The organism is Streptomyces aureus (assembly GCF_001418135.1).
GTDB classification, from domain to species: domain Bacteria; phylum Actinomycetota; class Actinomycetes; order Streptomycetales; family Streptomycetaceae; genus Streptomyces; species Streptomyces aureus_A.
The window spans coordinates 27,958-53,247 of the sequence record NZ_LIPQ01000101.1 but is presented as its reverse complement, the minus strand read 5'-3'; the positions used below and the strand labels follow the sequence as shown (position 1 = coordinate 53,247).

At 68.2% G+C, this 25,290-nt stretch carries 12 protein-coding genes; 3 read left to right on the top strand and 9 right to left on the bottom strand.

Annotation, left to right across the window (positions count from 1 at the left end; all coding sequences use genetic code 11):
• Window positions 1-281 precede the first annotated feature (281 nt).
• The gene (locus tag AOK00_RS10660) at window positions 282-2,495 is read right to left on the bottom strand and encodes a UvrD-helicase domain-containing protein (protein ID WP_055600063.1); all 2,214 of its coding nucleotides are present in this window, start codon (window positions 2,493-2,495) and stop codon (window positions 282-284) included.
• Between the two features lie 102 nt (window positions 2,496-2,597).
• Here AOK00_RS10660 and AOK00_RS10655 point away from each other — a divergent pair, with 102 nt between their 5' ends.
• Window positions 2,598-5,180, top strand: a complete 2,583-nt coding sequence (locus tag AOK00_RS10655; RefSeq protein WP_055600062.1) for a GmrSD restriction endonuclease domain-containing protein — start codon at window positions 2,598-2,600, stop codon at window positions 5,178-5,180.
• Window positions 5,181-5,216: 36 nt separating this feature from the next.
• Here AOK00_RS10655 and drmC read toward each other — a convergent pair whose 3' ends face one another.
• From drmC to AOK00_RS10630, 5 genes are all read right to left on the bottom strand, one after another.
• Window positions 5,217-5,981: a DISARM system phospholipase D-like protein DrmC gene (drmC, locus tag AOK00_RS10650; RefSeq protein ID WP_055600061.1), complete on the bottom strand. Its 765-nt coding sequence runs from the start codon at window positions 5,979-5,981 to the stop codon at window positions 5,217-5,219.
• The gene (gene drmB / locus AOK00_RS10645; RefSeq protein WP_055600060.1) at window positions 5,978-7,876 is read right to left on the bottom strand and encodes a DUF1998 domain-containing protein; all 1,899 of its coding nucleotides are present in this window, start codon (window positions 7,874-7,876) and stop codon (window positions 5,978-5,980) included. The genes drmC and drmB overlap by 4 nt, the downstream gene beginning before the upstream one ends.
• Entirely contained in the window at window positions 7,873-11,721 is a 3,849-nt protein-coding gene (drmA, locus tag AOK00_RS10640) for a DISARM system helicase DrmA (RefSeq protein ID WP_173861540.1), read from the bottom strand. The genes drmB and drmA overlap by 4 nt, the downstream gene beginning before the upstream one ends.
• Window positions 11,722-11,869: 148 nt before the next feature.
• Complete coding sequence (locus tag AOK00_RS10635; protein ID WP_055600059.1) at window positions 11,870-13,450, bottom strand: hypothetical protein; 1,581 nt, start codon at window positions 13,448-13,450, stop codon at window positions 11,870-11,872.
• A 49-nt stretch (window positions 13,451-13,499) separates the two neighbouring features.
• Complete coding sequence (locus AOK00_RS10630; RefSeq protein ID WP_055600058.1) at window positions 13,500-13,982, bottom strand: ATP-binding protein; 483 nt, start codon at window positions 13,980-13,982, stop codon at window positions 13,500-13,502.
• Window positions 13,983-14,157: 175 nt separating this feature from the next.
• Between AOK00_RS10630 and AOK00_RS10625 the strand changes: the two genes are divergently transcribed.
• Together AOK00_RS10625 and AOK00_RS10620 are read left to right on the top strand one after the other, a co-directional pair.
• Complete coding sequence (locus AOK00_RS10625; protein WP_055600073.1) at window positions 14,158-15,006, top strand: helix-turn-helix domain-containing protein; 849 nt, start codon at window positions 14,158-14,160, stop codon at window positions 15,004-15,006.
• Window positions 15,007-15,008: 2 nt separating this feature from the next.
• The gene (locus AOK00_RS10620) at window positions 15,009-15,218 is read left to right on the top strand and encodes a DUF397 domain-containing protein (protein ID WP_254047310.1); all 210 of its coding nucleotides are present in this window, start codon (window positions 15,009-15,011) and stop codon (window positions 15,216-15,218) included.
• On the opposite strand, the gene AOK00_RS10615 is transcribed toward AOK00_RS10620, so the two are convergent.
• The 3 genes from AOK00_RS10615 to drmD form a co-directional block, all read right to left on the bottom strand.
• Complete coding sequence (locus AOK00_RS10615) at window positions 15,211-17,553, bottom strand: hypothetical protein (protein WP_055600056.1); 2,343 nt, start codon at window positions 17,551-17,553, stop codon at window positions 15,211-15,213. The genes AOK00_RS10620 and AOK00_RS10615 overlap by 8 nt on opposite strands.
• A 121-nt stretch (window positions 17,554-17,674) precedes the next feature.
• Window positions 17,675-22,003: an Eco57I restriction-modification methylase domain-containing protein gene (locus AOK00_RS10610; protein ID WP_079041926.1), complete on the bottom strand. Its 4,329-nt coding sequence runs from the start codon at window positions 22,001-22,003 to the stop codon at window positions 17,675-17,677.
• Window positions 22,000-25,218: a DISARM system SNF2-like helicase DrmD gene (gene drmD / locus AOK00_RS10605; protein ID WP_055600055.1), complete on the bottom strand. Its 3,219-nt coding sequence runs from the start codon at window positions 25,216-25,218 to the stop codon at window positions 22,000-22,002. The genes AOK00_RS10610 and drmD overlap by 4 nt, the downstream gene beginning before the upstream one ends.
• Between the last annotated feature and the right edge of the window lie 72 nt (window positions 25,219-25,290).

The window sequence follows — 25,290 nt, the reverse complement described above, 5'->3', positions numbered from 1 at the left end:
GCAGCGGCGGTGAAGACGGCCGAGGCGCTGGGAAGGGCGGGTTCTTCCGCCGCTACACGGCGCAGTGCCGTCGTCGATGTCGTGACGCTCGTTTGACCCTGGAGCTGGTGAAGGAGAACGCCTGGGCTGGGGTTTCCCGGATGAACGGGCCAGTCGGAACTCAGTTCACCGTTTGGCGGGGTTGGGGTTGCAGGGGCTCGAGCTGCTAGAAACGCGCTTCAGCTCCTCGGTGTACAGATATGGGCCTCGGGAGCCGAGCGGCAGGTTGATCGATTCGGGCGTCAAGATCTACATCCGGAGCCATTCGGCATTCGTTCCAGAACCCCATGGAGGAACGGACTGGGATGCCCGTGCCAGGAAACCCGGAGCGCTTCACGTGCCCGGGTGCAGGCGACGAAGAGCAGGCTCAATTCGCTCAGCAGATCCTCGCGATGCTGCTGAGCATCCACCTCCTCCGCTGTCACCGCGCTGCGCATCGGTACGACACCGTCGTTCACGCCGACCACGGCCATGCATCGGAATTCGAGGCCCTTCATCCGGTGCATGGTGCCGATTCGGACGCCGTCACCGGGTCCCGACGACGTGCTGCCGAGCACGGTCGCCGGGAGGCCGGCCCGCTCCAGGCCCTGAGCGATGTCCTTGCCCAGTTGAACGAACCGCACGGCGACGCCGATCTCGTGCGGCGAGACATCGGCCTGGGTCCATTCCTCGATCTGTGCCACCAGGTCGGCGATCTCCTCGGGCTTGGAGCCGGCGCCACTGGTCCGCGGAGGCGCCCCGTGGAATGCCGACCGATAGCCGTCGAATGAATCGTCGCCTCCGTCCATGTCGTCCACCCGCTCGCCGGTCAGCAAGTTGGTGGACCAGACGAGGATCTCCTTCGTGGTCCGGTAGTTGATACGCAGCCGAGTGGACCGGCCGGTCACCGAAATATCGAGGCTTCGCAGCGACACCTTGTTGCCGTAGATCCGCTGATGGGCGTCGCCGGCGATGAACAGGTCGTCCGGGCCGGGCGGGACCAAGGCCCTCAGCAATCGCCACTGGGCGGGATGGAGATCCTGGGCTTCGTCGATCACCACGTGGCGGAACGCGTGCTCCGCACGCCGTTCCGCCAGGAGCCGAGCGGCCTCGGCGCACACCTGGAGGAACGTCCATTCGCCTGCCTGTCGCAGCTCCTGCGTGAACGCCTCGACGGCCCGCCATACCTGGGCTCGCTTCAGCGGGCCGAGGGGAGTGCCCCGTCCGGTTCGGGATGCCTTGAGGTATGCCTCGGGACAACGCAGGTCCTGGGCGAGGATGACGTGCCGCCACTCCTGGTCGAGGAAGGCGTCGGCGAAGTCGATACCGAGTCGGTGTGCGATGCGGGACCAGCGTGCCGTGATCTCCTTCTGCCCTGTGACGAGCGAGAGCGGGGCACCGCGATCCTCCCGTACGAGTTGATGGGCGAGCGCGTCCACGTTGACGACGCGGATCTTTGCCCGCAACTCCACCTCCGGAATCAGCAGTTCGAGGCTGCTCCGGAGATCGGCCGCAAGATCCCGGGTGTACGTGGTGAGCAGGATCGACTCGTCCGGCGAGCCTGCCGGAAGCTGCCTTGCGAGATGCAGGGCACGATGCAGCGCGACCACGGTCTTGCCGGTGCCAGGGCCGCCGGCGATCCGGGCCGGTCCCTTGAACGACGGCCGGTATGCCACCTTCCGCTGGCTGGGGTGCAGGAACACCCGCCACGCGTCGAAGGGGCGCGACAGGATGTCCATCAGCTCGTCAGGTCCGGAGACGAGGGCGATCCTGCCCTGCGAGCGGGCCATGGCGGCAGAGAGCTCGTCCTGGCCGGCCGGAGAGTCCGATTGATCACGGTTCTCTGCCGTAGCGGTGTGCTGAGACGTACGGGCTGTGGGCTGTTCCAGCTGTACGAGCACGACCTCGCGCCAGACGTCCTCGGGTTCCATTCCGGCAGCGAGGCCTGCCAGTACGTCGTACTGCTGTTCCGGCAGGATCTTGTGCAGGGCGTCGAGATGAGCCTCGTCGCTGAGATGGCGAACGAGGGGGAGGAGGTCGGGGTCGATCCCGAGTCGGATCATCTCCTTGTCGGCGACATGCGCGAACAGCCTCTTGGAATCCTTCGGGGCGATCGCCCGGACGCCAGCGGTCGCCCGCTCCAGTGCGACATCGTTGCGCAACTCGATGCCCCGCGTGGCGGAGTTGACGGTCGCCCGGTGCTTGACGGCCCAGGCGATGGCATCGTCGTGAGGCATGACCTTGAGGAGCAGAAAGCTGTCTCCCGACTCCGGGGCCAGGACCACTCCCCGCATGAACTGGTTGATGCGGATGGTGCGGATACGAGGGTCCCGCGCCTTCTCCAGCTTCTCCAGGTGGAGCCCTGCATGCCGGTGCTCCTGGAACTTGTCGAAGACTTCCTCGACGCGCTTTTGGACCGGTTTCTCCAGCTTGGCGAATTCCCTGAGGAAGTCCTTGTGGATTCCCAGCGTCGCCATGCGTCGCCCCCAGTCGTGCGGTCCGTCGATTCTTCCGATCACCGTACCTGGATGGGGAAGAATGGCGGGTCGGCGTGGGCAACTTGGTGTGAGGGGGCGTTCGTGCAGGCTCGGGAGATCACGTTCAGCAAGCTGGTTCAGGGGGAGATGCAGTTCCAAGTACCTCTCTACCAGCGCACGTACAGCTGGCAGCGAGAGCAGCTGCGGCAGCTCTGGGACGACGTGCAGGAGCTCGTCGAGGACCAGCTGGAGAACCGTCCACCGGCCGCTCACTTCCTGGGATCGGTCGTGCTGGCCCCGGAGCGGGTCGTCGCCGGCGGGATGCAGCGCTGGCTCGTCGTCGACGGACAGCAGCGGCTCACCACCCTTATGCTGGCCTTCACCGCGCTGCGAGATCACTGGCGGGCGCGGGGATCCGACAAGAAGGCCGCTCGCATCCACGACCTGCTGCTGGTCAACGGCTACCAGGACGGTGACGACCACTTCCGGCTGCTGCCGACGCAGGCGGACCGCGCGGCCTTCACCGCATGCGTCCAGTCCCTCCCGAAGGCGGGAGGTTCGGGCAATATCGGATCCGCCTACCTGTTTTTCCTCGGAGCGCTGACCGAGGGCGAGGAGAGCGCCGGAGAGCAATGGACCGACGCCGTCGAGACGGTACTCGGCAACTTTCTCTCGATTGTCGCGATCACGGCAGCCGAGGGCGACAACGTCTACCGGATCTTCGAGTCGATCAACAACACCGGTGTCGGACTGAGCCAGAGCGATCTGCTGCGCAACTACCTCTTCATGTACCTGCCGACCCGGGGCGAGGCGGTCTACCGCGACCTGTGGCTGCCCATGCAGGAGCTGCTCGGCCCGGACAACCTGGAACTGCTCGTCTGGCTCGACCTGGTGGTCGCCGGCAACAGTCGCGCCAAGCAGAGCGACATCTACCGCGACCAGAAGAAGCGGCTGGAGCGCCTGACCCACGACGAATCGGCGCTCCACGCCGAAATCGTCCTGCTCTCCGAGCGGGCCGGCCGGCTCATGCGGATCCTGGAACCCCAGCGAGAGACGGATCCCCGACTCCGAGAGGCTCTGGAGCGGCTGTCCAGGTGGGGAGGCCAGACCCACTACCCGCTGGCGCTTCACCTGCTCGACCTGGTTGACGCCGATCGTGCCACGGCGGCCGAGGCAGCCGAAGCGCTGTCCTACGCCGAGAGCTACATGGTGCGGCGTCTGCTCGCGGGTCTGTCCACCACCGGCACCAATCGCGTGTTCATGGAGATCCCCAAGGAGCTGGACAAGGACGGCTCGCCCGCCGAGGCCGTACGGCGGTTCCTGTCGAGGAACAAGACGGGCGCGCGCGCCTGGCCGGGCGATGATGCCGTCCGCGAGGCGGTCCGAACCCGGCCCTTCTACAAGACCGGCCGCAGCAATCAGCGTTTCCAAGTGCTCCGCCGCCTTGAGGAGAGCTATAGCGCGAGTGAGCCGGTCGACTACGCAAAGGCCCGGCTCACCGTGGAGCACGTAATGCCCCAGCGCCCCGCGCAGCAGTGGTACGACCTGCTGGCGGAAGAGGCTGAGGACGGCGAGAGTCCCGACGAGCTGCACGCCCTGCTCGTCCACACGCTGGGTAACCTCACGCTGTCCGGGGACAACGCCCGGTTGTCCAACCACCCCTTCCACCGCAAGCAGGAGATCCTCGACTCCAGCGCCCTGCGGATGAACCAGCGCATCGCGGCACAGGGGCGCTGGGGCAGGGCGGAGATCCTGGCCCGCGCCGACGAATTGGTGGAGCGGGCGACCCAGCTGTGGCCCGGGCCCATCGAGGAACTTGTCCAGGCGGACGACGAATGGGCCGGCTGGAAGGAACTGCGCGAAGCCCTCCTGGCGATGCCGTCGGGGACCTGGACCACGTACGGTGACCTCGCGGCCCTTATTGGAACCCATGCCATTTCGGTGGGCAACCATGTGGGAACCAAACCCGGTCTCCACGGTGCCTACCGCGTCCTGACGGCCGACGGCCGGATCTCGGCCGGCTTCAGCTGGACCGACGACCAGCACTCGGGCGATCCCCGGGTCCTCCTGGAAGCCGAGGGGATCGCTTTCGACGCCTCGGGCCGGGCCAGCCGCTCCCACCGCCTGACCACCGCGGACCTGGGAACCCTGCTGGGTAGGGACGCTTCCGACGAGTCGGCTCCCACGCGCGAGGCGGAGGACGACCAGCAGTCGGCCGCCGCCCGCTTCGAATCCCAGCTCAGGGACAACCAGACGCCCCAGACCGTGGACGGGGTGCTGAGCGCACTCCGCTTCTGGGAGCTGCAGGGTGGCTACCGCGCGTACGGCCGGGCGAACGAGACCAGCTGTTTTCCCACCGTCGAGGTGGGCATGCCACTTGCCGTGCGCACCCTGTGGCCCCTGGCCCTCTACCCGGAGACGGGTACGGTCGAGGTCGTCTTCCAACACCTGAAGCGCCGCGCACCCTTCGACGACGAGCCGCTGCGACGCGAGCTGTTGACCCGTCTGAACACGATCGAGGGCATCGACTTGGCCGAGGCGAAACTGGACCTGCGTCCCTCGTTCCCCCTTGAGGTCTTCGCAGGCCGCAGCGAGGAACTGAGCGCGGTCCTGGAGTGGTTCGTGCATACGATCGCCCTCGCCGAGGCCCGCCGGCCGCTGGACGAAGGGACCGAACCGGTCTGACGCAGGCAGACACCGTCCCCTCGGGGTTTCGCGCGCCTACGGATACAGCGGTCTCAGCACTCCCCGCCGCTGAAGTTCCCGTATGTGCTCGGCAGCCCTCTGAGGGGCGGTGCCACCCGTGACCAACACCCCCGCTTCCAGGTTCCTGCGGACACCTGACTCCGTCAGGTTCGCACTGCCCAGGAGCAGCACGCGCCGGTCGGCCACCGCCAGCTTGGCGTGCTGCCGAGCCTGGCGGTGGTCGCGCCGCTTGGGGTCCCAGTGCCACAACCGTACGCCGGGCACGGCCGCGAACGCCTCGGCCGGCTCCGGCCCGCCGAGCAGGCCCGCGGCTCCCGCCTTGGTCTCGACCACGACATGGACGTCGACGCCCCGCGCGATGGCCGCCCGCAGCGCGACGGCGAGCGGTTCATAGGGACGGGCCGAGTACGTCATGGCCAGCAGTTCCCGCTCGGCCCGGCCGACGACCTCGGCGAGGACCCGTGCGGTCGGCCGAACCGGCACGCCCGGTGTGGCGGGCCCGCTCCAGACCGTACTGACGTGAGCCTCGTCAGGCTGCCCCGCCAGCCCGGCGACGAAGCCCCGCAGATAGGCCGCGGCCTCCGGATAGGGGATGCGCTCCCGCCGTACCGACGCGTACACCTCCCGTATCGCCTCGCTCGCACGCGGATCCTGGACCGCGAGGAGCGCATGCTCCATTCCGCGCCCGCGGGCCAGTACTCCCGCCAGGTCCTTGGTGCGCGAGGATCCGAGGACCGCCGCGACCGCGTGCGCCGCGGCCTCGAACTCCTCGCGACTCACGGCCTCAGACCCACCGGCGTCAGGACCTGGTCCGTCTCGTCGCCCAGCGGGACGATGAAGCGGCGGTCGAGGAAGCGATTGCCGCGTTCACAGGTCGTCTCGGAGACGAACAGGCAGACGTGGCAGGCGGCTCCGTGGAGATAGTCGGCCGGATCGCGCGGCAGCCTCTCGGCGCACAGCGGATCGGAGGAACAGCGGGACGCGTCCCTCAGAGCCCGGCGCATGATCCGCTCGAAGTGCGGTTCCTCGGCGAGGGAGACGAGACCTCCCAGGGTGCCTTCGGAGTCCGGTACGGCCGTGTAGATGAGGATTCCGGTCGTCGGGTGTTCCTCGTCCCCGGCGTAGATGCGCTCGGCCAGGCTGGCCGAGCTGTAGCCGCATTCCAGGGCGATGGTCCGGATCAGGAGATGCGAGAGCGAGTGCAGGGCGATGTACCGCTCCCCGGGCCAGCCCCGCATGGGGTCAAACGAGCCCTGCAACCGGTCCGACTTGCGGTTGGTGCGGAAGCGGGCGAACGCCTCGCGGTGCGCCTGCATCGCGGGCGACTTGCTCATGCGCTCCTCCCACTCGGCCATCAGGTCCTCCCGCACCCGCAGGAAGATCCCCTCGCCCCGTACCTCGCTCGCGGGGACCCAGTTCTGGGACGTGCGGTCCAGGCGTACTCGTGTGGCGATCTCCGGCGCCTCCGGGTCCGGGGCGTCGAGCCTAGTGAACCCGATCAGCGCACGAGCCTCCCTCAGCCGCTGTACCTGCCGTACGTCCGCGAAGAGGTCGGTCAGGGCATCGGGCACCGGCATCGCTTCGAGGGCGAAGTCATCGGTGGCATCGGGCATGGGGGACGAGGACAGGACGGTCCATTCAGGGCTGAGCAGATCCGGCGGGGCAGCTGCTTCCGCCTGGGGTGTGTTCCCCTCCAACCGGTCCCTGTGGGCCTGGACGGCGGCGATGAAGGCTTCGGCGTCGTACCCCCTGAGATACGCGAACGAGGGGGTGGCGGCGAAGGCGTCGAAGACCACGCGTGAGGTGACCCCTTGCACTTCGACCCAGCGCTCCTCGACGAGTTCGCTGAGGTTGCCGTTCCTGCTCGGCGGGAGGGCAAGCGCGCTGAGTGTCATGGGGAACCACTGGTTGGACGCGCCCGCCACCATGAGGGTCGGCTCCTTGTCGCACCCGTCGCTCTGGTACGAACCGAGATGCGGGTGACGACCGCGGCACTGGGGCAGGTTGCGCCGGCCCCGGTCTCCCATCGCGTCGCGGATATTGCGCTTCTCACCGCAGGCGACGCACTCCAGGGTCACGTTGGCCGCCTGGTTGCCGCCGTGGTCCTTCATGCGGAGCAGAGGCCTGGGCATCTTCACGCAGGCGTTGCCGTGATGGACGAAGGGCGCGTACGGGAACTCGTCCAGGTGTCCGTCGGTGCAGACGAGCGTGAAGCGGGCCGCGACCGCGAGCGGCTTGCCGGGCTTGCAGTCGTGGACGAACTTCGCCTCGTGCGGAGTGCGCGGATTGTTGTTGACGAAGGTGAAGGCCTCCGCGTCGATGGGCGCCAGGATGTTGCAGGCCGTGCACCGGAGCCACTGCGGGAAGGGCGTCACCGGTACACCCACACCCTGCGCTGCCCGGTCCTTGGGTGAGCTGTCCGCACCCTCCATCCACGGGGCCGAGCGCAGCTCCTCGACCCGAGCGGCACCGTACAGCTGGAGCGAGCGGTTGACGGCAGTACGGAGCCTGGGCTCGTCGATCACGTAGTCCGTCAGGCCGCCGTGGCTCCAGGATTCGAGGCCCTTGACCAGGACGGAGAAGTTCGGCAGGTCGATCAGTGAGCCGACCCCCGCCGTGTACATCAGGTGGCTGGGGCGTGCTGCGCCGACGCGGCGGAAGTAGTTGGTGCTCATCGTCGTCCCTTTCCTGCCGCGCCGGAGGCGGCGTCCCCGTATTCGTCGGCGTCGACGGGTGCCGCCGTGTCGCCTGCGTCCTCGTCCCCGGCTGGTGTGAACCTCCAGTCGGGTCCACTGTGCGTGGCCTGGTCCACGAAGTTCCCGCTGCCGGCCAGCAGCAGGTTGAGCTCGTTCTCGGTCTCGCGCATCGACATGGGCACGGTGAGCTCGTCCCAGCGCGAGCCGTCGGCCCGGTGGAGCAGTCCGGTGACGAGGCTGGTCTTCTTCTTCTCCCTCCGGTAGCCGAGCACACCGCCGCGCTCACGCTGCTCGGCCCAGGAGTCCTTCAACGCCCTGATCCGCTCGGCGAGATAGCGCTGGGCGGTCGCTCCGCCCACCCGGTCGGCCCGGTCAAGCAGCCGCGCCTCGACTTCGGCGGCGATCGGCCCGTCCAGGTCGATGCTTTGGGCGTCGGTGTTGCGCGAGTGCTCGTGGGTGGCCTGGCGCAGTGCCGCGATGTACGTCGGCGCGGTACCCCGGTCGAGGGCACGACGGGTGAAAGGCGTGACGGAAAGGGCTTCGACCTGCCGGTAGAACGTGGCGTGGTAGTGACCGAAGTCCTCGAAGTGCGCCAGGTCCCGGGGGCGGGACCAGTTGTACAGGGTGACGACCAGGCCGGGGCGGCGGGCGTCACGGCCGACGCGCGAGGACGCCTGGATGTACTCGGCGGTGTTCTTCGGCTGACCGACGACGAGCATCAGGCCGAAACGCGAGACGTCCACGCCGACCTGGAGCATCGAGGTGGCGAGCACGACATCGACGGCCTGCCGCTGCAAAGGCGTCAGCTTGACCCTGGGTTCGCGCTTCTCCTTGCGTGCCACCGCATACTCCATGAAGAGGGCCCTGCGGCGCAGCGAAGTGTCCCGCTCGGGGTCGAAGGCGGTCTCCAGACGCTTGAGCGTGGCTCCGATGTCGGCGGACGAGATCCGTGACGTCAGCTCCTGGATGTTCAGCATCCCCGACTTGGTGACGATCCGGTCGGAGATCGTCCTGTGTCCCTTGCGACCGCCGTTCACCCGCACCCGGGTGGCGATGTCGTCGTCCATGTAGCGGCGCATGCCGGCGAGTTCGCGTGTGGCGTTGAAGTAGCCGACCAGCGTCATGTACGGATCGGCCGCCGCACCGTGCTCGTCGAAGAGCTGCTGCGCGCCGAGCAGCATGATCTCGGCGACCCGGATCTCGGCCGCCTTCAGGCGCGTGCCGTGCGCGCACACACCGAGGTAGCGACGGCCGGGGTCGGAACGGCTCAGCTCGACCTGCCGGGAGAAGAAGGTGTCGCCGACGTCCAGGACCTGGGGCGGGAAGACCGCGACCTGGCGGGCGAACACTCCCCGTACCTGGTCGGCCGCCCTCTTCGTCGTCGCAGTGGAGGCGACGATCTTCGGACCGACCTCGTGGCGGCGTCCGGTCTTGTCCGTGAACGACCAACTGCACAACTGGTCCACGGCGGCCTCGAAGAGTCCGACCGTCGTGCCCAGGGCCCCCGAGATCAGGTGCAGCTCGTCCTGGATGATCAGGTCCGGCGGGCGCAGCCGGGTGACGGGACGAGCGGCCACCGCTTCCAGCTTTCCCTTCTTCGTGTGCCTGCTGCGGCAGTCGGTCCGCTCGTCCAGGTCGGCATGGCGGTATCCGTGCCGCGCGCACCAGTCGGTGACGCGCCCGAAGAGAAGCCCCGCGTATCCGTTCCACGGCAGCTGCGCCAGCTTGTCCACGGTGGCGATGACCATCGCGGGGGCAAGCCGGTAGATCTCCTCGTCGACGGTGATCACCGGGATGCCCTCGCTGAACCCCTCGACGTTACGCGAGCCGAGCCGGGAGAAGGGGCAACGGCTCTCACCCTCGCCCCGCGGGCAGTAGAGCAGCACGCGGCGCCGGTCCGCGTCGTACTCCATGTTCGAGTGGGCGGTCAGACCTTCGCCGCACCACGGGCAGCTGAGTACCTGGATCACCCGCGCGTGCTTGTCGCTGGAGCTCTCCTTGGCGCCGGCGATCTGCTCCTGTGCCTCGGAGAACCAGTTCGGCGACACGGAGTTGCCGACCCACAGGCCAATACGGAACGGGGTGATGCCCCACCGTGCGTCCCGAGTGAACTCCTCGCGCCGCAGCACCTCGCAGGCACTGACGAGAGCGGCCGCCCGCTGGAACTGCTGGGCCGTCAGCAGACGCAGCGTGTAGCGCATGAGGACGCCGACACCGTCGCTGCCGTCCCGCGCCTCCGATCCGCTGCCCACCACGCCCTGAAGGCGGCGCAGCGCGAAGGTGTACGCGGCGAGGCCCAGATAGGCCTCGGTCTTGCCGCCACCGGTCGGGAAGAACAGCAGATCGACAAGGGCCTCGCGCCCAGTGCCGCGGTGCGGATGGCCAGGCTGGGTCAGCGAGGCCAGGTTGAGCAGGACGAACGCCAACTGGAAGGGGCGCCAACTGGCCGCTTCCTTGCCCCTGCCCCATACCTCGTCGTACGCCTGCTGGTACGTGACACCCTCCTGCCCGGTCCGAAGTCCGGCGATGGCCGTGTTGCGCCGCTGGAGGGCCATCGCCCGATTGGCGAACCGGAAGGCTTCGAGGGCGTCCTTGTCGGCGCTGAGCGCGTCGATGCCGAAGGCGATGCGGTGGCAGACCTCCTCTGCTTGGTCGATCGCGGTCTCGGCGGCGATCCGCAGGTCCTCGGGAAGGCCCTGTGCCTTCTGGCGCTGCTCCTCCAGCCACCTGCTGTAGCCGTCGGCGAGCGGGGCGAGAACCTCGGTCAGCTCCTTACGGCGCTCGGGCACGGCCAGGGCGGCCAGTTCGTCCATGCCGAGTTCGAGCCCGTCGAGGAGCGGCTGCTCGGCGGCGGTGGGCGCCGAGGTGGCCGGGACGTCGTAGGCCGGGAGCCAGGTGGTCTCCAGGCGGTGTGCCCGCCGCTCACCCTTGCGTACGTGTACCTGTACGGCGACGTTACGGCCGACCGCGTGCCGCAGGCTGTCCCGGTAGAGCAGCCGCAGCCGCCGCTCCTCCGCGTCCTCGGAGCCGTCGGCCGTGGTGGGGTCGAGCGGATCGTCGATGGGCAGGAAGACAGCGGCCCGCTCGTCGGGGAACGCCGTCACGGTGAGAGCGGCCTGGAACAGCCACTGGGTGTCCCGGCGATCGGTGTCGCCTTCGCGCAGCCGGTTGATCAGTGCGACCTCCACGACGCGCAGGTCCTCGCCGCCTTCGCCCGTGGCACGCTCGCGCACCTGGACGTCGAGGAGGATGCCCGAGGACTCGTCCCCTTCCAGGACGCGGCTCTGGTCACCGGTCCGCGCCACATGGACGTCGCTCTCGTGCTTGACGGGTTCCCGTCCCCAGACCTGCGCGGGGCGCCCGTCGTCGGTGAGTCCGCTGGTCTGCGAGTACCGTCCCCAGGTCGCCGCGACGGTCAGCGCGCCGACGGAGGCCGGGACGACGAAGGAGAGCCCCATGGAGGAGGCCCAGATCCGCCCGGAAGCCTGCGGAGTGAGCCGGTCTTCCAGGCCGGCCTCTTCCTTGCCGTCGTCGCTTCCGGGCTCGACGTCGGCGAGATGGGCGGCGTTGCGGGCGATCTGGGTCGCGGTATCGCTGCTCTCCGGGCGGGGCCCGAGCATGCCGACCAGGTAACGGTCGCGTGGTCCGGCCGAGCGGTGGGGGAGTTCCTCGGTGACCCCGTCCCACGGGCCGAGCAGGTCGTCACGGATGTACTTCACCAGGCCGTCGCGCACGTCGTACGAATCACCGGGGAGGAATGTCTGCGGTACCTCGTCGAGGGGGTGCGGCACGCCAGGGGTGGCGGCGGCGGGCTGGGACGGCATGTGACGGGGCCCTTTCGTGCGAGGGGAGCCAACTGGACGAGGCTACCTGTGCGTGGCGCGATGCGACGGATGAAGGGAGGATGTCATGCGTTGACTGTGTTCACAATGACAGCTGCCTGTGGTGGGGAAGTTGAGACGTGACGGCTTCTCAGAAGAGGGTGTCCTCGCGGGGGAAGAGCCCGTCGTCGAACAGCCCCTCCTCTACTGGCTCCTCCGTGGGTGGCGTGATGCCGGGCTCCGGGGCGAGAAGCTCCGCCAGCTTGCGCAGGTCGCCACCCGTCATGGCGTCCAGCTGACGCAGTGCCTTGTCCCGCATGGCGAGGCGCAGAGCTGGGGGCAGGGGAACGCTGACCATGCGCAGCATGCGGAAGGTCTCTGTCGCATCGCACACCAGGAAGCCGAGCTGTGCACGCCCGGCGCGCGAGAGGATCAGCAGCTCGCACATCTGGCGTGCGTCGTCCTCGTCGTAGCGGAACCTCATGTGGAGGCTCTGTGCGTCAGGGTCATGGGCGGGGAACCCGACGAGCATGTCGTTGGGGTCGTCGAGGGTGCGATGCCCGATCCTTACCTGACCGTCGTGCTTGAACCGCAGGACCGCCGCCGACTCCAGGCCGGCCTCGGCCACGTACAGCCACCACGGCTGCGAACCGACCGTACAGGTCCAGCCGAGCTGCCCGGCCTTCGAGAGCACCTCGCCCACCCTGCCCATCCACTCCGGAACGATGGCGCGGGGTCGTTCGGCGGGCCTGAGGGGCGCGTAGTCCTCCTCCGTGAAGACAGGAGTCGGCAGAGCCGTGACCCCCGGCGTGCACCAGATCTCCGAGAACGTGCGCATGTACGCCTCGCATCGCGCGTCCTCGGCCGAACCGAGATCGAGATGTGCGAGCTCCAGTGGAGTGAGGCCCGCGATGAACTCGTCCTCCAGCCAGCGGAGATACGCTCGCCCCGTGTCGCGCATCGACTCGGCGGCAGCCTGAAGTTCCGGGGGGAAACCGCCTCCGCCAGCCGCCTTCAAGTTTCCCTCGATCACCGTGGTGAGTGAGGTGGCAAGCGTCCGCTCCCCGTGGATGGTTCGCAGATGGGGTGCGTCGGCCAGCTCGGCCGCGCACTCGGCGGCGAATGCGTCGATCTCCTCGGCCAGTCCGTCCATCCGAGCGAGCAGCATCCGGGCGAGGTCCACCTCCTGGTCGTGCGTGTTCGCCTCCAGGAATGCGAAGTACCCGCACCAGTCGTCGTCGCCTGGCCCGTCGGTGGGCATCAGGCCGCGCCGCCAGATGCCGTCGTTGTCCAAGGACCACCGCTCGCGCAACTCCTGATGTACCCGCGGCCATCCCACTTCCTCGGCCCTGGTCCGAGCCCAGTACGCGAGAAACCCCTCAGAGACGGGCTCCAGCCACCACGACCGCAGGATGGGGAGGGTCGGCTCCCGCAGTGCGAGCCACAACTCCTCGATCTCTCCCACCCGCTCCGGCTCCTGGGTCGTGCGAGTCCCCGCCAGGCGTACGAGATCCCCCGCGACGAAGGCGATCTCCCGGCGTGCCACGTCGGCATGTGCGACGCGGGTGAGGAAGGTCGCGGCGACGAGGTCGCGGGGGCCGAGGTCGTAGGGGAGGGAGCGGTGCACATCCGGGGAGAGATGGGCCAGGAGATCTGACAGATGTGAGGCCGCGTCCTTGAACCAGGCGTGGCGAAGGGAGTGGAATTCGGTGGAGTACCCCGTGGTGGCCATGCGTAGACTCTAGGTGTGTTGACTCAGTTCACACAAGGCCGCTGGATGCTTAGAGGATGACATGCTGTTGATGGCGAGGGTGAGCCGTCTCGTCCAAGTCACACCCCACCCGTCGGGACACCTCGGCCCAGACTGTCTTGATGTAGGGGGCACGCGCTTCACAGCCCCACTGGTCGGCGAAGGCGTCGACGAGGAGGAGGCCGCGACCGGTGACGGCATGCTCGGGTGGTCGCGCAGGGGGCATCGCCGGAAGCCTGTCGGGGCGGGTGTCGCTGACTTCGACACGGAGGTGATCGGTGGAGCGGAGTAGCCGCACGGCGAAGTCCCTGCCGGGACTCCGGCCGTGGGTGATCGCGTTGGCGGAGAGTTCCGCGGTGATGGCGACGAGCGCGGCGGAGGTGGGGTCCGTGGGGGCGAGTCCCCAGTCGTCCAGCTGCCGCTCGACGAGGAGGCGGGCGAGACGCGCGCCGCGCCGGGTGGAGCTGAGTTGGACTCTGAAGTGGGTGGCGGGGGCGGCGATTTCTGACTTCATGGTGTAACCGTCCTGTCACGCCCATACGCTGACCAGGTCGGATGGACGTACCCGAGCACGCTGTACGGGTCGGGTACGGGTTTGTACGGGGCGTCGGCCGTTACCGGGGCGGGGCGCACCGCGTTCAACTGGGAACTGTATGGCGGTACGTGGGCGCATCGGGGTGTGGTGGTGCATGGGCGAGGGGCAGCTGGCAGGACAGGGGAAGAAGCGGACGGGGGAGGAGGAGTATCCGGCGATCTGGGTTGCGTACGGGAAGCTCGTGAAGCTGTTCCGTCGGAGGGCCAACCTGACGCAGCAAGGCCTCGCGGACGCGACCGGTTACTCGTATGAGCAGGTGGCATCGATCGAGCAGGGGCGACGGCCGGCGAAGGCGGCGTTCACGGAGGCGGCGGAGCGGATGCTGGAGGCGGGGGGAGTGCTCCGGGAGCTCCAGGAGGAGGTGGACCGGGCCAAACTGCCAAAATTCTTCCAGGACTTCGCGCTGATCGAGACGGAGGCGGTGAGTCGGTTCGCTTATGACCCGTTGGTGGTGCCGGGGTTGTTGCAGACGCCGGAGTATGCGAAGGCGCTGTTCTCCGCGCATTGCCCTCCCCTGGACGAGGAGACCATCGAGCTGCACACAGAGGCCCGACTGAACCGGCAGCGGCTCCTCACCAGAGCACCGATCGTGCAGCTGTCGTTCATCATCGGCCAGGCGACGCTCGTCAACCCGATGGGTGACGAAGCGCTGATGCGGTCTCAGCTGGAGCACTTGCTCAAGATTGGTGCGATGCGCAACGTCGAGCTGCAAGTGATGCCGGAGGCTCCTGGGTACCACCCGGGTCTCAACGGAGCGTTCGTCCTCCTGGAGACCCTCGAACACCGCCACTTCGGCTACATCGAGGCCCAGGAGGTCGGCATCGTGATCAGTGACCCAGCAAAGGTCAGCGCCTTCGGTCTGCGATATGGCAAGCTGCGCTCGCAGGCCCTCAACGTCGAAGAGTCTGCGCGTCTCGTCGAACGGCTTGCAGGAGCAGCATGAAAATGGAGCGGGCTACCGAACACGACGGACTGCTGAACTGGCGCAAGAGCAGCTACAGCGGATCGGGCGGTGGCGACTGCGTCGAGGTTGGCGTCACGTCGGCCGAGATCCACGTACGGGACTCGAAGAACCCGGCAGGCCCCAGGCTCACGCTCGCACCCACCACGTGGACCACGTTCCTGGGGTATGCCGGGGCGCAGCCGCTCAACTGACCGACTCCGCGGGAGGTACCAGGCGGGGTGGCATGGGGCGGGGAGGAGTCGCGTGTGCCGCGTAGGCCCGCTCCTGCTCTCGATGCCAGATGGCCTTGAGCGCCTGGTCGGTCTGTGGCACGGCGAGTCCCAACTCGTTGAGGATTTTGCGGAAGAACAGCACAGGTCCGCCCGCAGGTGCCGTGACGAGGGCCGAGAGCAAGGGGCCGTCCGGGCCTGCGTTGCGGTCCACGGACACCAGCCTCATGCGCAGAGTGGCGTCTGGAAGAGTTATGCCACCTTCGAGGTCGAGGAGGTGGACCGTCTCGCCGCGAGACGCCGCCCTGAGTAGTTGGCGGGTCAGCCGTGCTTCCGATGTCGACGTGTCGGTCGAAGCCGCCGGCGCAGATGAGAACTTGGTGGGGATGGGGGCCGTCTTCTCTGCCTTCGGGACAGTCGACTTCTGCGCGTCCTGATGGCGCGTGAGGAACTCTGATCCGGCGATATCTGTACGAGCAGCGGTGAGGGCGTTCTCCAGAGAGCTGACGTGATGTTCGCGGCTCTGGGCAGCAGCTCGCGCCCTGGCGGGGACGCGTTGCATAGGCAGAGTGCCGAGCCATGCCTCGGCTCCACGGATCGACCGGTTGACCCGCTTCCGAACCGATTTGGTGAGGCGCGATCGCACTTCTCTGAGCTGGGCGATCAGTTCGCTCATTCGTGCATCGGTCCGGGCATGCTGCTTGGGCTCGCTTCGCCGCACCGGTGTGAGCACCTGGACGGACTTCCGAGGGCCCGGGGTTTTGGTGAGCAGATGCCTTTGAGCGGGGGCCAGATTCAGGCGCGCCCCCATGGCTCGGGCCGGCTGCCCGTACGCGGCGTAGGCGCGATCCCGTTCGACCACGGCCCACTGCCGGATCTGGGAGGAACCCTTCGCGTAGGGGACGCCGAGGCGATCGAGGATGTCCCCGAGGTACGGAAGCGGTTTGGTGCCCTCACGGAGTAGGGCGGATCTGACCGGAACGTACTCGGACAACGGCGAATCCACTTCCACGAGCAGATCACGGCGATCGGCGGCGGAGAGTTCCGCCGCGTCGAATCCGATCTGTTTGGCGAGAGCTTCCCAGGTCGTGGTGGCACCCAGCCGGGCGCGCTCCGCGAGCGCATCACGCAGCCGAACCACCAGGTCGTCCTTGGTGAGGACCGTCGGCTTGGCTGGGCGCTGCTGCATGCGAGCAGGCTCGGGCGGGGATACCTGTGCCTCGGTCGGCTGCTTGGGCTGAGACGGCGGGCGCGTGGCCGGTACAGGTGCGGTGCCTGCCATCGGGGGCGGAACCCAGAGGCCGGTGCGCTGGGCCTCGTTGACGTTCAGGCGGACATAGCGGTCGGTGTGCACCGCCCAGCCGCCGCCTTCGGTGACCAGCATGTGAGCCGAGTAGGCGGCGCGGTAGACGTGGTCAGCGGGCGGTGGGTCCGTATCTCCGGGGAGAGAGAGCAGGGCGCGGACGACGGGGCTGTCGACCGGCTTGACGTCGGCCACGATGAGGTGCCGATCGTCGTCGGCAAAGGGCGAGTTGGTGGGGGCCGAGGCCTCCGGGACGGGTACGAAGATCACCCCTCCCGCGAGTGGGAAGGTGAACGGCTTCGGACGAGGCTGCGATATGCGGATCGACTCGACGCGTGGGGTGATCAGGCCGGTCGGCGTCAGCTTGCACTCTTCGAGCGGGGTCCACTCGACCGTCCGGTCCTGTGTCTCGGCGCCGATGTGGACGCGACGCTCACCGCCGACGGTTTCGAGACGGACGCGGAGGCAGAAGCCGTGCCGGCCGACGAGTTCGCGGGTGACGGGGGTGTCGGGGCCGAAGACCCAGTCGAGGTCGTCCACGCCCTCCTCGGCCAGGTCGTCGGCGGAACGCCGCCAGGCGCGGTAGTCGAGGTTGCCGAGCTGGAATCGGAGCCTGCGACGGGCTCCGGGCAGGTCGACATCGACGGCGTCGCCGGGGCCGGTACCGAGGTCCCGGGTTTTGACCCTGCCACGTACCTGCTGCCTGCTGAGCAGGTGTTGTACGCCGCGCTTGATGAAGAGGTGGTCAGCGCTGGATTCGCCGTTCGCGGTGCGGTGGCAGACGGCGTTGGGGTGGTGGGCGAAGTGGCATACCTTGTTGGTGTAGCGACGGTCGCTTAACTCGCCTCCACAGCCACCCAGTTGTGTGCCGCACCAGTAGCTGTAGGTGGGGTGGGCTCTGCGCCACAGGTCCAGCTCGTGGGCGGCCATCGGAAGGATGACCGGGTGGTCGGAGTCCTTGTGACCGATGACGCCGGTCTGTACGAGCCGGTGATCGTGTCCGTACGGCGACATGAGACCTCGCGGTGAGGGTCGGCGCGGTGCGCGTGGGGTCGTCAGGTACGCCCGTCTCCGTACCGGGGCGTTTCGCCATCGGTACGGAGACGGGTTGTGCGCTGTGCGGAGGGGCGTCGCTCTAGAAGAGGCTTCCCTCGGGCCGGAAGAGTCCGTCGTCCTCGAAGTCGACCCTAGTGGTCTTCCGTGACTGCTCCGCCTTCTTGCGGTGTGCCTCGGGAGAGGGCGGGGGCATGTCCGGGTGCTTCTTGGGCTTCTTGTGCAGCCCGAGGAACACCTCGTCGGCGTAGGCCTGGTGGTTGAGCTGACGGAGCCGGTCGATGATCTCGGTACGGGCGAGGAGGCCGATGGTGTAGCGGGTGCCCTGATCGGTTTCGTGGAACCCGTGGTCGAGGGGGACGGTCACGTGGGTCGGGTCGGCGGCCGGCGTGGCTCCGGTCTCGTCCAGGAGGTCGTGCCACTCGTAGGCCTCGACGGTGGCCTTGTCGACCTCCTCGTGGATACGGCGGAGTTCGACGATGTCGGCATCTTGGCAGGTCGCGTCGTGGACGAGGTTGTAGGTGGCGGTCAGGCCGATGTTGCGGCGAATCATGAGCTCGCGGCGAAACTCGTCGAGATGGCTACCGGCTGTGCGCATCCTTCCGGTGAGGTTAGGAGTCGGGAAAGCCTCAAAGCCAGAGGAAATCGAATAGTTGGTCCGAGTTTCCAGCGTTGATGAATACTCGATGACCCACCAGAGATGGGGGGAGCTACTCAACGCTGCGAGCATCGCACGGTCTTCGGATGCGACAATGACAAGCATCTGGTCGAACACGTGCCGGGTCGGCATCATGACGGGTAGAGCGTACTTGCTGATCCTCGGGATGGAGATGCAGTTGCTGATCTTGCCGAGCTTATTCGTTAGAGCCGGTCTCTTTTCGGCATACTGCCACCAGTGATCGCGGTATACTTTTCGATTGTTTTGTTCGCGCTCTGGTTTGACGAGATCTACGACGCGCTGGAAAGGTTGCTTGTATTCGGCGGCGCGCGAGGAGGGCCAGTCGTGGAAGTTGATGATCCATCGACCAGAGTCGAGTGTGGGGCTATTTACTAGATCCTGACCGCCTACGTAGGGGTAGAGCACGTCCGAATTTCGCCCATCGGTGGCAATCCATGCGCGAGCTTCGGCTTCAGTTACTACGAAGCCAAGACCGACGATGTTGCTTCCCTGGAAGCATTGGTTGCGGTTTGATTCGAGCGACTCGACCCATCGAAGCTCCCGAGTGCCGGGGTTGAGTGCTGGCGTAATGCCATTCGCTACCTTTGTGCCGTCCAAAACAACCTCAGCAAAGTCGCTGATCGGCGATTTAGTTGCCCAGATTGCGCAATATTCAAGCGCTGCGGAATTTGACTTCCAGGGTGCGCTCTTGATGGCCCGATAAATGGTCACGCCCGCAGCGTGTAGTTGGTCGAGGCCAACGCTGCGCGATTCGCCTTGTGCGAGCGTATTCGTCGCTACCAATCCGGATTTTCCGTGTTTGCTGGTCAGTGTGTGAGTGCGTAGCTGAAAATAGGCTACTAGATCCGCACTACCCCGCTTGCCCCATGCAAGGTAATCCACCATGTACTCGCGATAAGCCTCGCCCATCGCGCCGGTCAGCTTCTGTCCACCCAAGAACGGAGGATTCCCCACCACCGCATCAAACCCACCCCTCTCCGCAAACACCTCCGGAAATTCCAGCGGCCAATGTACCGGCACCCTCCGCAGCCCGCCCTCCGGCAGCTCGCTCGCTAGCCACTCCGCCGCCTGCTTCCGCGCCTCCGTCACCACCACTGACTCATCCGCAACCGCCGCCGGCACCACGTCTCGAGCCAGTCGCGCCGCCGTCGGGAACAGGTCCCTGACCCGCTCGCCGCCCTCGTCCTCGTACCAGGCCACCCGGCCTGACGCGCAAGTCGCCAGTGCCGCGCCCGCGATCAGGTCGCCGACCAGCCTCAGCTTCGCCGTCTTATCGCGGACGCCCCGCAACAGTTCGCGCTTCTGGGCCAGTTCCTCTGGGCTGTCGCCCAGCTCCGTGATGGCGTGCCGAGCAGCAACCACCTCCGCCACCAGCGTCTCCGTGTCTGCCTCCGCGCCCAGCAGGTCGCCCTTCGCCACGTCCAGGTGGACCGCCGTCAGCTGGTCCATCGACGAGACGCCAAGCAACGAGTCTCCCGCCACCAGACGGTCGTCCAGGAACGTGAACGGGCGCTCCGGGTCCATCGAGACCAGCCACAGCGACAGCTTGGCCATCTCCACGGCCATGGGGTTGATGTCCACCCCGTACAGGCAGTGCTCGATGATCTGGCGGCGCGCCTCCACGACCACCGGGTCGGACTCCGCGTCCACCGACGTCACGGTGTCGACGCCCCGACCGGCGGCCCGGTACGTCACCGCGTCCTCGCGCTCCTCGCGCGCCCACGCTTCGATGAGGCGGTCGGCGAGGTACCGGCACGCCGCGACCAGGAACGCCGCCGAGCCCATCGCGATGTCCGCGACCTTCAGGTCCAGGATCTCGCTCGCGGACTTCGGGACCCAGGCCGACTCGTCCGCCGTCTGGAGCGGGCCCGGCTCGTACACCAGGGGCTCCAGCGCGTGCCGGACGACCTCCTCCGCCAGCGACCGCGGGGTGTAGTGCGTGCCGGTGTTCTTCCGGAGTGAGGACTCCGTGACGAACAGTGAACCCGCCCTGATCACCACCGGGAGGTCTCGCAGATCCCTCCGCAGCAGTCCGAAGAACGGCAGCAGCCGCTCCGTGAGCCCCGCGTCCCGTGAAGCAGCCTGGATTAGCCGCCGTGCCTCCGCGTCGGACTCGCCCTTCGCGCCCTTTGCCGGGGACAGCAGCTTCTCCAGCCTTGTCGCGTTCGCCGGCGGCTTGGGGTCCTTCCACTGCTCGAAGATCTTCTTCGCCAGCGTCTTGACGTTGCCGTTCGACTGCGCCGCAAGGGACTCCAGCTCCCGCAGCGGCACTTCGTGTTCCATGCCCGCGGGGCCGATCAGGCCCACCATGGTCTCGACGGCGCGCTCGCCGTCGTACGAGAGCAGGCCCTCGTACACGTAACCGATCTGCTCGACGTCGAGCGCGCGGAAGCTGAGCGTTCGGGTCTCGCGCTGCTTGCCCGTGCCGACGCGGACTTCCTGGACGGATTGGAGCATGTGCAGGACCGTGCGGTCGTCGATCGGCAGGAGCCCGGACTGGGACTCCAGCCAGGGGTACGTGCTCGGGTCGAAGATCGAGCCGTCGTACGCCGGCAGGACGAGCTCCGGGTGCTTGACGCCGCCGTGCACCGCGTGGAACAGCGCGATGAGCCGGTGCCAGGCCGCCGTCGTGTGCTCCAGGGACGCCTCGCCCTCGGCGTCCGCCCGTGCCTTCAGCTCAGCCCGTAGGAAGCGGGCCGAATAGGACTTCGCGTACACCTCGTTGTCCGCCGGAAGGAGCCCTCGTTCCTCGGCGAAGAGGAGGAAGACGACGCGCATCATCACCGCGACCGCGCCCCGGTAGACCTCGCTCGCTGCGACGCCGTCGGCGCGCAGGCCGGGTGCGCCGTTCTCCATCGTCCGGGCGTCGGCACGGCCGATCGCGTCGACCAGGAGCTCGACCGCCTGACGGACCTGGACGCCCAGGGCGTCGGTGACCTCGTCGCCCGCGTCCAGGCTCTTCCTCAGCAGGCCGACGAGGGTCTCGGACTCCTCGTACTCGAAGAAGCGCCGGCGGCGCAGCAGGGAGACGAAGGCGCGGACGACGTTCCGATCGGCGGCCGCGTTCCAGTCGATGGAGTCGAAGACGGCCGTGGTCGTGACGCCGCCGATCGGCGCCCAGACCAGGCACCACCAGCGGCCGTCGGTGAGTAGGCCGAGCGGGATGTCGTGGTGGCGGAGGAGGCGGGCCAGGCGGTCGGCCGGACTGGCCGCCCAGTCGCCGCCCCAGTTCGCACGCGCTGTGGGGGCGGTGCCGCTCGGCACGGTCATGCCGAGCACACGGACCCGCTTGGCGGCCGTGGTCGCATCCGGTTCGGCGGCGAGGTCCGCGCCGGGCTCGACCAGGGCGAAGTCGGCGCGCAGACGGGCGCCGTGCTCGGGGACGTCCAGCGTGAAGCGGTCCAGGACCAGGTCCGGTACGTCCTCGCCCTCCCCCTGCCGCAGGGCCAGCGCGTCGCCCCATTCAAGGAGCGAGCGCAGGATGTACGCGACCCACTCGTCCCGGCCTGCCGCGGTGTTGGTCTGCCAGTCGGCGTGCTGGGCGCGCAGACGGGCGCGCTCGTCCTTGTCGAGGGCGTCGAGCTGGGGCCAGGTGTGGAGCAGTACCGGCATCGTCAGGAAGGGGCCCGAGACCTCGGTGAGGTCGAGCCACTCCTGGTGCTGGGAGCGGCCGTCGAGCGCCTTGGCCCGGGCGGCGGCGAGTCCTCGGGAGGCGGCGGGGCGGGGGCTCATCGGCGGGCTTCCTTTGCGGGGATCACGAAGACGACGGCGACGGGGAAGAGGTGGGAGCGCGGCTCGTGGTAGCGGGCGGCGATGGTGGCGCGCTCACGCTCCCGCTCGGCAGACAGGGACTCGATACGCGCCTGCCAGCGTTCGCGGTCCTCGCGGTACTGGCGCTGCTCGGCGGTGGACACCTCGCGGGTGCCGAAGAGCGCGATCTGCTCGTTGTCGTCGTCGCCCTCCTCCTTGAGCTTGGCGCGCAGGGTGGCCTCGAAGCGGTCGAGGGTGGCCTGGATGCGGGCCTCCTCCTCGGCGCGGCGGCTGTCGAGGGCGTTCTCCAGCGAGGCGCGCCGCTCGCGGGCGCGGGCGGCCAGAGAGTCGTACAGCGGGTCCTTCAGTTTGGACCAGGCACCGGTGAGCTCCTGGCGCAGGGCGGGCGCGGCCTCGGTGCCGTCGGTGAGGGCGCGACCCAGGGCGGCACCTTGGGCGCCGACGGAGTCCCAGCGGCGGAAGCGACCCGTGTCGCCGAACCAGCCGCCTGCGTAGAGGATCTCCTCGTGCAGGCGGGTGCCGTCCGCGCCGACGAGGACGTACCGCGCGTAGGCCGAGACGAGCGTCGTCTGAAGAGCGGGGTCGTCGCTGACAACGGCCGCGACGCGGTGCAGGCCGACGCTGTCCGCGTTCCAGACCGCGGCGGTGAGCAGCCGGGTGGAGAGCGCGACCAGTGGGTGCTTCAGGTGGGCGAGCACGATGTCGTCACGACCGAGCGCGGCGATCTGCGGGTCGAAGGTGACGGGGCGCTGCTCGGCAGGGCGCAGCTTGTGGGCCAGGCCCCGGGTGGCGCGCTCCCACGTGCCGGAGAGCGGCGGCACGTCGTACAGGCCGCCCTCGAAGTCCACGCTGTGGTGGGGAGCGAGGGGCTGCTGGTGGTCGAGCGCGAGCGCGGTGTCGACGACGCGCTTGATGTTGGCCGGGGTCAGGCCGAGGGTGTCGACCGTCTCCTGGTACTGGTCGGCGAGACGCTTGGCCTGCGCGGTCACGTTCTGCTCGGCGGCGATGTCGCCGCCGGTCTTGCGGCCGGCGATCTGCCTCGGCTTCGCGTTCTCGATGTCCACGGGCATCTGGTCGCCGGTCATGCGCCGTTGTACGGCCTCGGCGATGACGGCGTTGACCGAGCCGAGGTCCTGTTCCATCTTGGCGACCTTGCGGGCGACGCGGGAGAGGAACTCGAGGTCGGCCTCGTAGGAGCCGGCCTTGGCCTTCTCCCAGCCGGCGCCGATGAAATGGGTGATCTCCGGATCCGTGCGCTGGCCCCAGCGGTCGATCCGGCCGATGCGCTGCTCCAGCTTGTTGGGGTTGAACGGGATGTCGTAGTTGAACAGCCGGTGGCAGTGGTTCTGGAGGTCGATGCCCTCGCTGGCCGCGTCGGTCGCCAGCAGGATGCGGACCTTGCCTTCCTCGGTGGCCGGATGGGCCTGGAAGCCGAGCCGGATCTCCTCGCGCTCCTCGGCGTTCAGCCCGCCGTGCAGCACGGCGACCCGCCCGCCGTCGGTGAGCTGATGCTGCTGGAGCAGGCTGAACAGCCACTTCTGGGTGTCGCGGTACTCGGTGAAGACCACGACCCGCTCGTTGAGCCAGTGCTGGTCGGGGCGGCAGATCGCCTTGAGCTCATTGATCAGCGCGTCGGCCTTGGAGTCGGCGGCGGCCTCGTGCATGAGAGCCCAGCGCTCCATCTCCCGCAGCAGCGTCAGCTCGTCCCCGTCCTCCTGCGGCGTCAGGCTGGTGGAGCGGGTGAGGGCCGCGTCCTCGGCGTCGGCCAGGCCGAGGTCGTCCAGGTCGGCGGCGAGGTCGGCGAACTCTTCCAGCCACTCGGGGACTTCGGCGGCGGCGGAACGCGTGCGGCCGTGTGTGTCGTCCAGGTGGGAGAGGTACACCTTGACGGTGTGCAGGAAGGCGGCGGGGGAGGAGAAGAGGCGCTTCTTCAGCAGCAGCGTGACGAGGTCGGCGGCACGGCGGCCACCGCGCGCCTTCGGGGCCATACGACGCTTGCGCAGGTCGGCGAAGCTGCCGAGCAGGCCGTGGATCTCCCGTTCCAACTCGGTGTATTCAACGGGGAGCTCGTGGGTCTGGCGGATACGGAAGCGCTGTGTACCGTCGGGGTTGGTGACGTTGACCTTCAGACGGCGTACGACCGTCTCGTCCCGGGACTGCTTGTCGGGTTCGACACCCCGGGCGAACTTCTGGTTGTCGATGAGTTCGAGCAGCGCGGTGTACGACTCCGGGTAGCCATTGTGCGGGGTCGCGGAGAGGAACAGCCGGTGCTCGAAGTGCGGCACCAGGCGCCGGATCAGCTTGGTCTGCTGGGAGTCGACCGCATACACCTGTTTGGGTGCGGCCGGTGCGACATGGTGAGCCTCGTCCAGGACGAGAAGGTCGAAGAAGCGGCGCTGCTGGGACCCGTCCTCCTGGTTCTCCTCCCGGGCCGGGACCACTTCGTCCAGTAGCCGCTGCGCCTTCGGACCGCGCAGCCAGGGGAGCGAGATGATGGTGAGCGGGTGGACCCGGAACGGATTGGCCGCCGTGCCGTGGGTCCGGCGCAGCCGTGCGCAGTGCTCGGAGTCGACGATGGTGAAGGTGAGACCGAACTTGTCCTGCAGCTCGTCCCGCCACTTCAGGGTGAGGCCCGCCGGGCAGACCACCATGACCCGGTGCGCCCTGCCGCGCAGCAGCAGCTCCTGCACGACGAGACCGGCCTCGATGGTCTTGCCGAGACCGACATCGTCGGCGAGGAGAAGGTTGACACGCGGTGCGCCGACAGCACGGGAGACGGGTTCGAGCTGGTACGGCTCGACAGCGACGCCCGAGCGGAAGGGCGCTTGGAGGGTCTTGACGTCGGCGGAGGCGACCGCCGACCAGCGGACGGCGTCGAGGAAGGCGGCGAGACGCGAGGGCGGGTCGAACTGGCAGGCGGAGGCATCGGGCAGCGAGCCCCGGTCCAGGACCCTGCGCCCTGGCTCGACCTCCCATATGACGGAGAGCGTGTCCCCGAAGCGGCCGTCGGCCACCGACTGGAGGTGGACCAGAGTGGCGGCCCGCCCACCTTCGGCGGGCGCCGCATCGACACCGGCGACGACCCAGCTCTGGCCGCGCACCTCGACCAGCTCGCCCTCCTGGGGCAGCTGCTCCGATGCGTCCGTGCCGCGATCCCGCCGGGCCGCCTGCGTCATGCTGTGCCTTCTCTCTGTGACGGGGCCGCGCCCTCGCATACGGCATCGACTTTACGCAATTCAGGACACGGA

Bases quoted from the DNA above. Each gene is read 5' to 3' on its own strand.
- AOK00_RS10635 (WP_055600059.1), bottom strand. From the start codon at position 13,450: ATGGCCACCACGGGGTACTCCACCGAATTCCACTCCCTTCGCCACGCC.
- drmD (WP_055600055.1), bottom strand. From the start codon at position 25,218: ATGACGCAGGCGGCCCGGCGGGATCGCGGCACGGACGCATCGGAGCAG.
- AOK00_RS10625 (WP_055600073.1), top strand. From the start codon at position 14,158: ATGGGCGAGGGGCAGCTGGCAGGACAGGGGAAGAAGCGGACGGGGGAG.
- drmB (WP_055600060.1), bottom strand. From the start codon at position 7,876: ATGAGCACCAACTACTTCCGCCGCGTCGGCGCAGCACGCCCCAGCCAC.
- AOK00_RS10615 (WP_055600056.1), bottom strand. From the start codon at position 17,553: ATGTCGCCGTACGGACACGATCACCGGCTCGTACAGACCGGCGTCATC.
- AOK00_RS10610 (WP_079041926.1), bottom strand. From the start codon at position 22,003: ATGAGCCCCCGCCCCGCCGCCTCCCGAGGACTCGCCGCCGCCCGGGCC.
- AOK00_RS10660 (WP_055600063.1), bottom strand. From the start codon at position 2,495: ATGGCGACGCTGGGAATCCACAAGGACTTCCTCAGGGAATTCGCCAAG.
- AOK00_RS10630 (WP_055600058.1), bottom strand. From the start codon at position 13,982: ATGAAGTCAGAAATCGCCGCCCCCGCCACCCACTTCAGAGTCCAACTC.
- drmA (WP_173861540.1), bottom strand. From the start codon at position 11,721: ATGCCGTCCCAGCCCGCCGCCGCCACCCCTGGCGTGCCGCACCCCCTC.
- AOK00_RS10620 (WP_254047310.1), top strand. From the start codon at position 15,009: ATGGAGCGGGCTACCGAACACGACGGACTGCTGAACTGGCGCAAGAGC.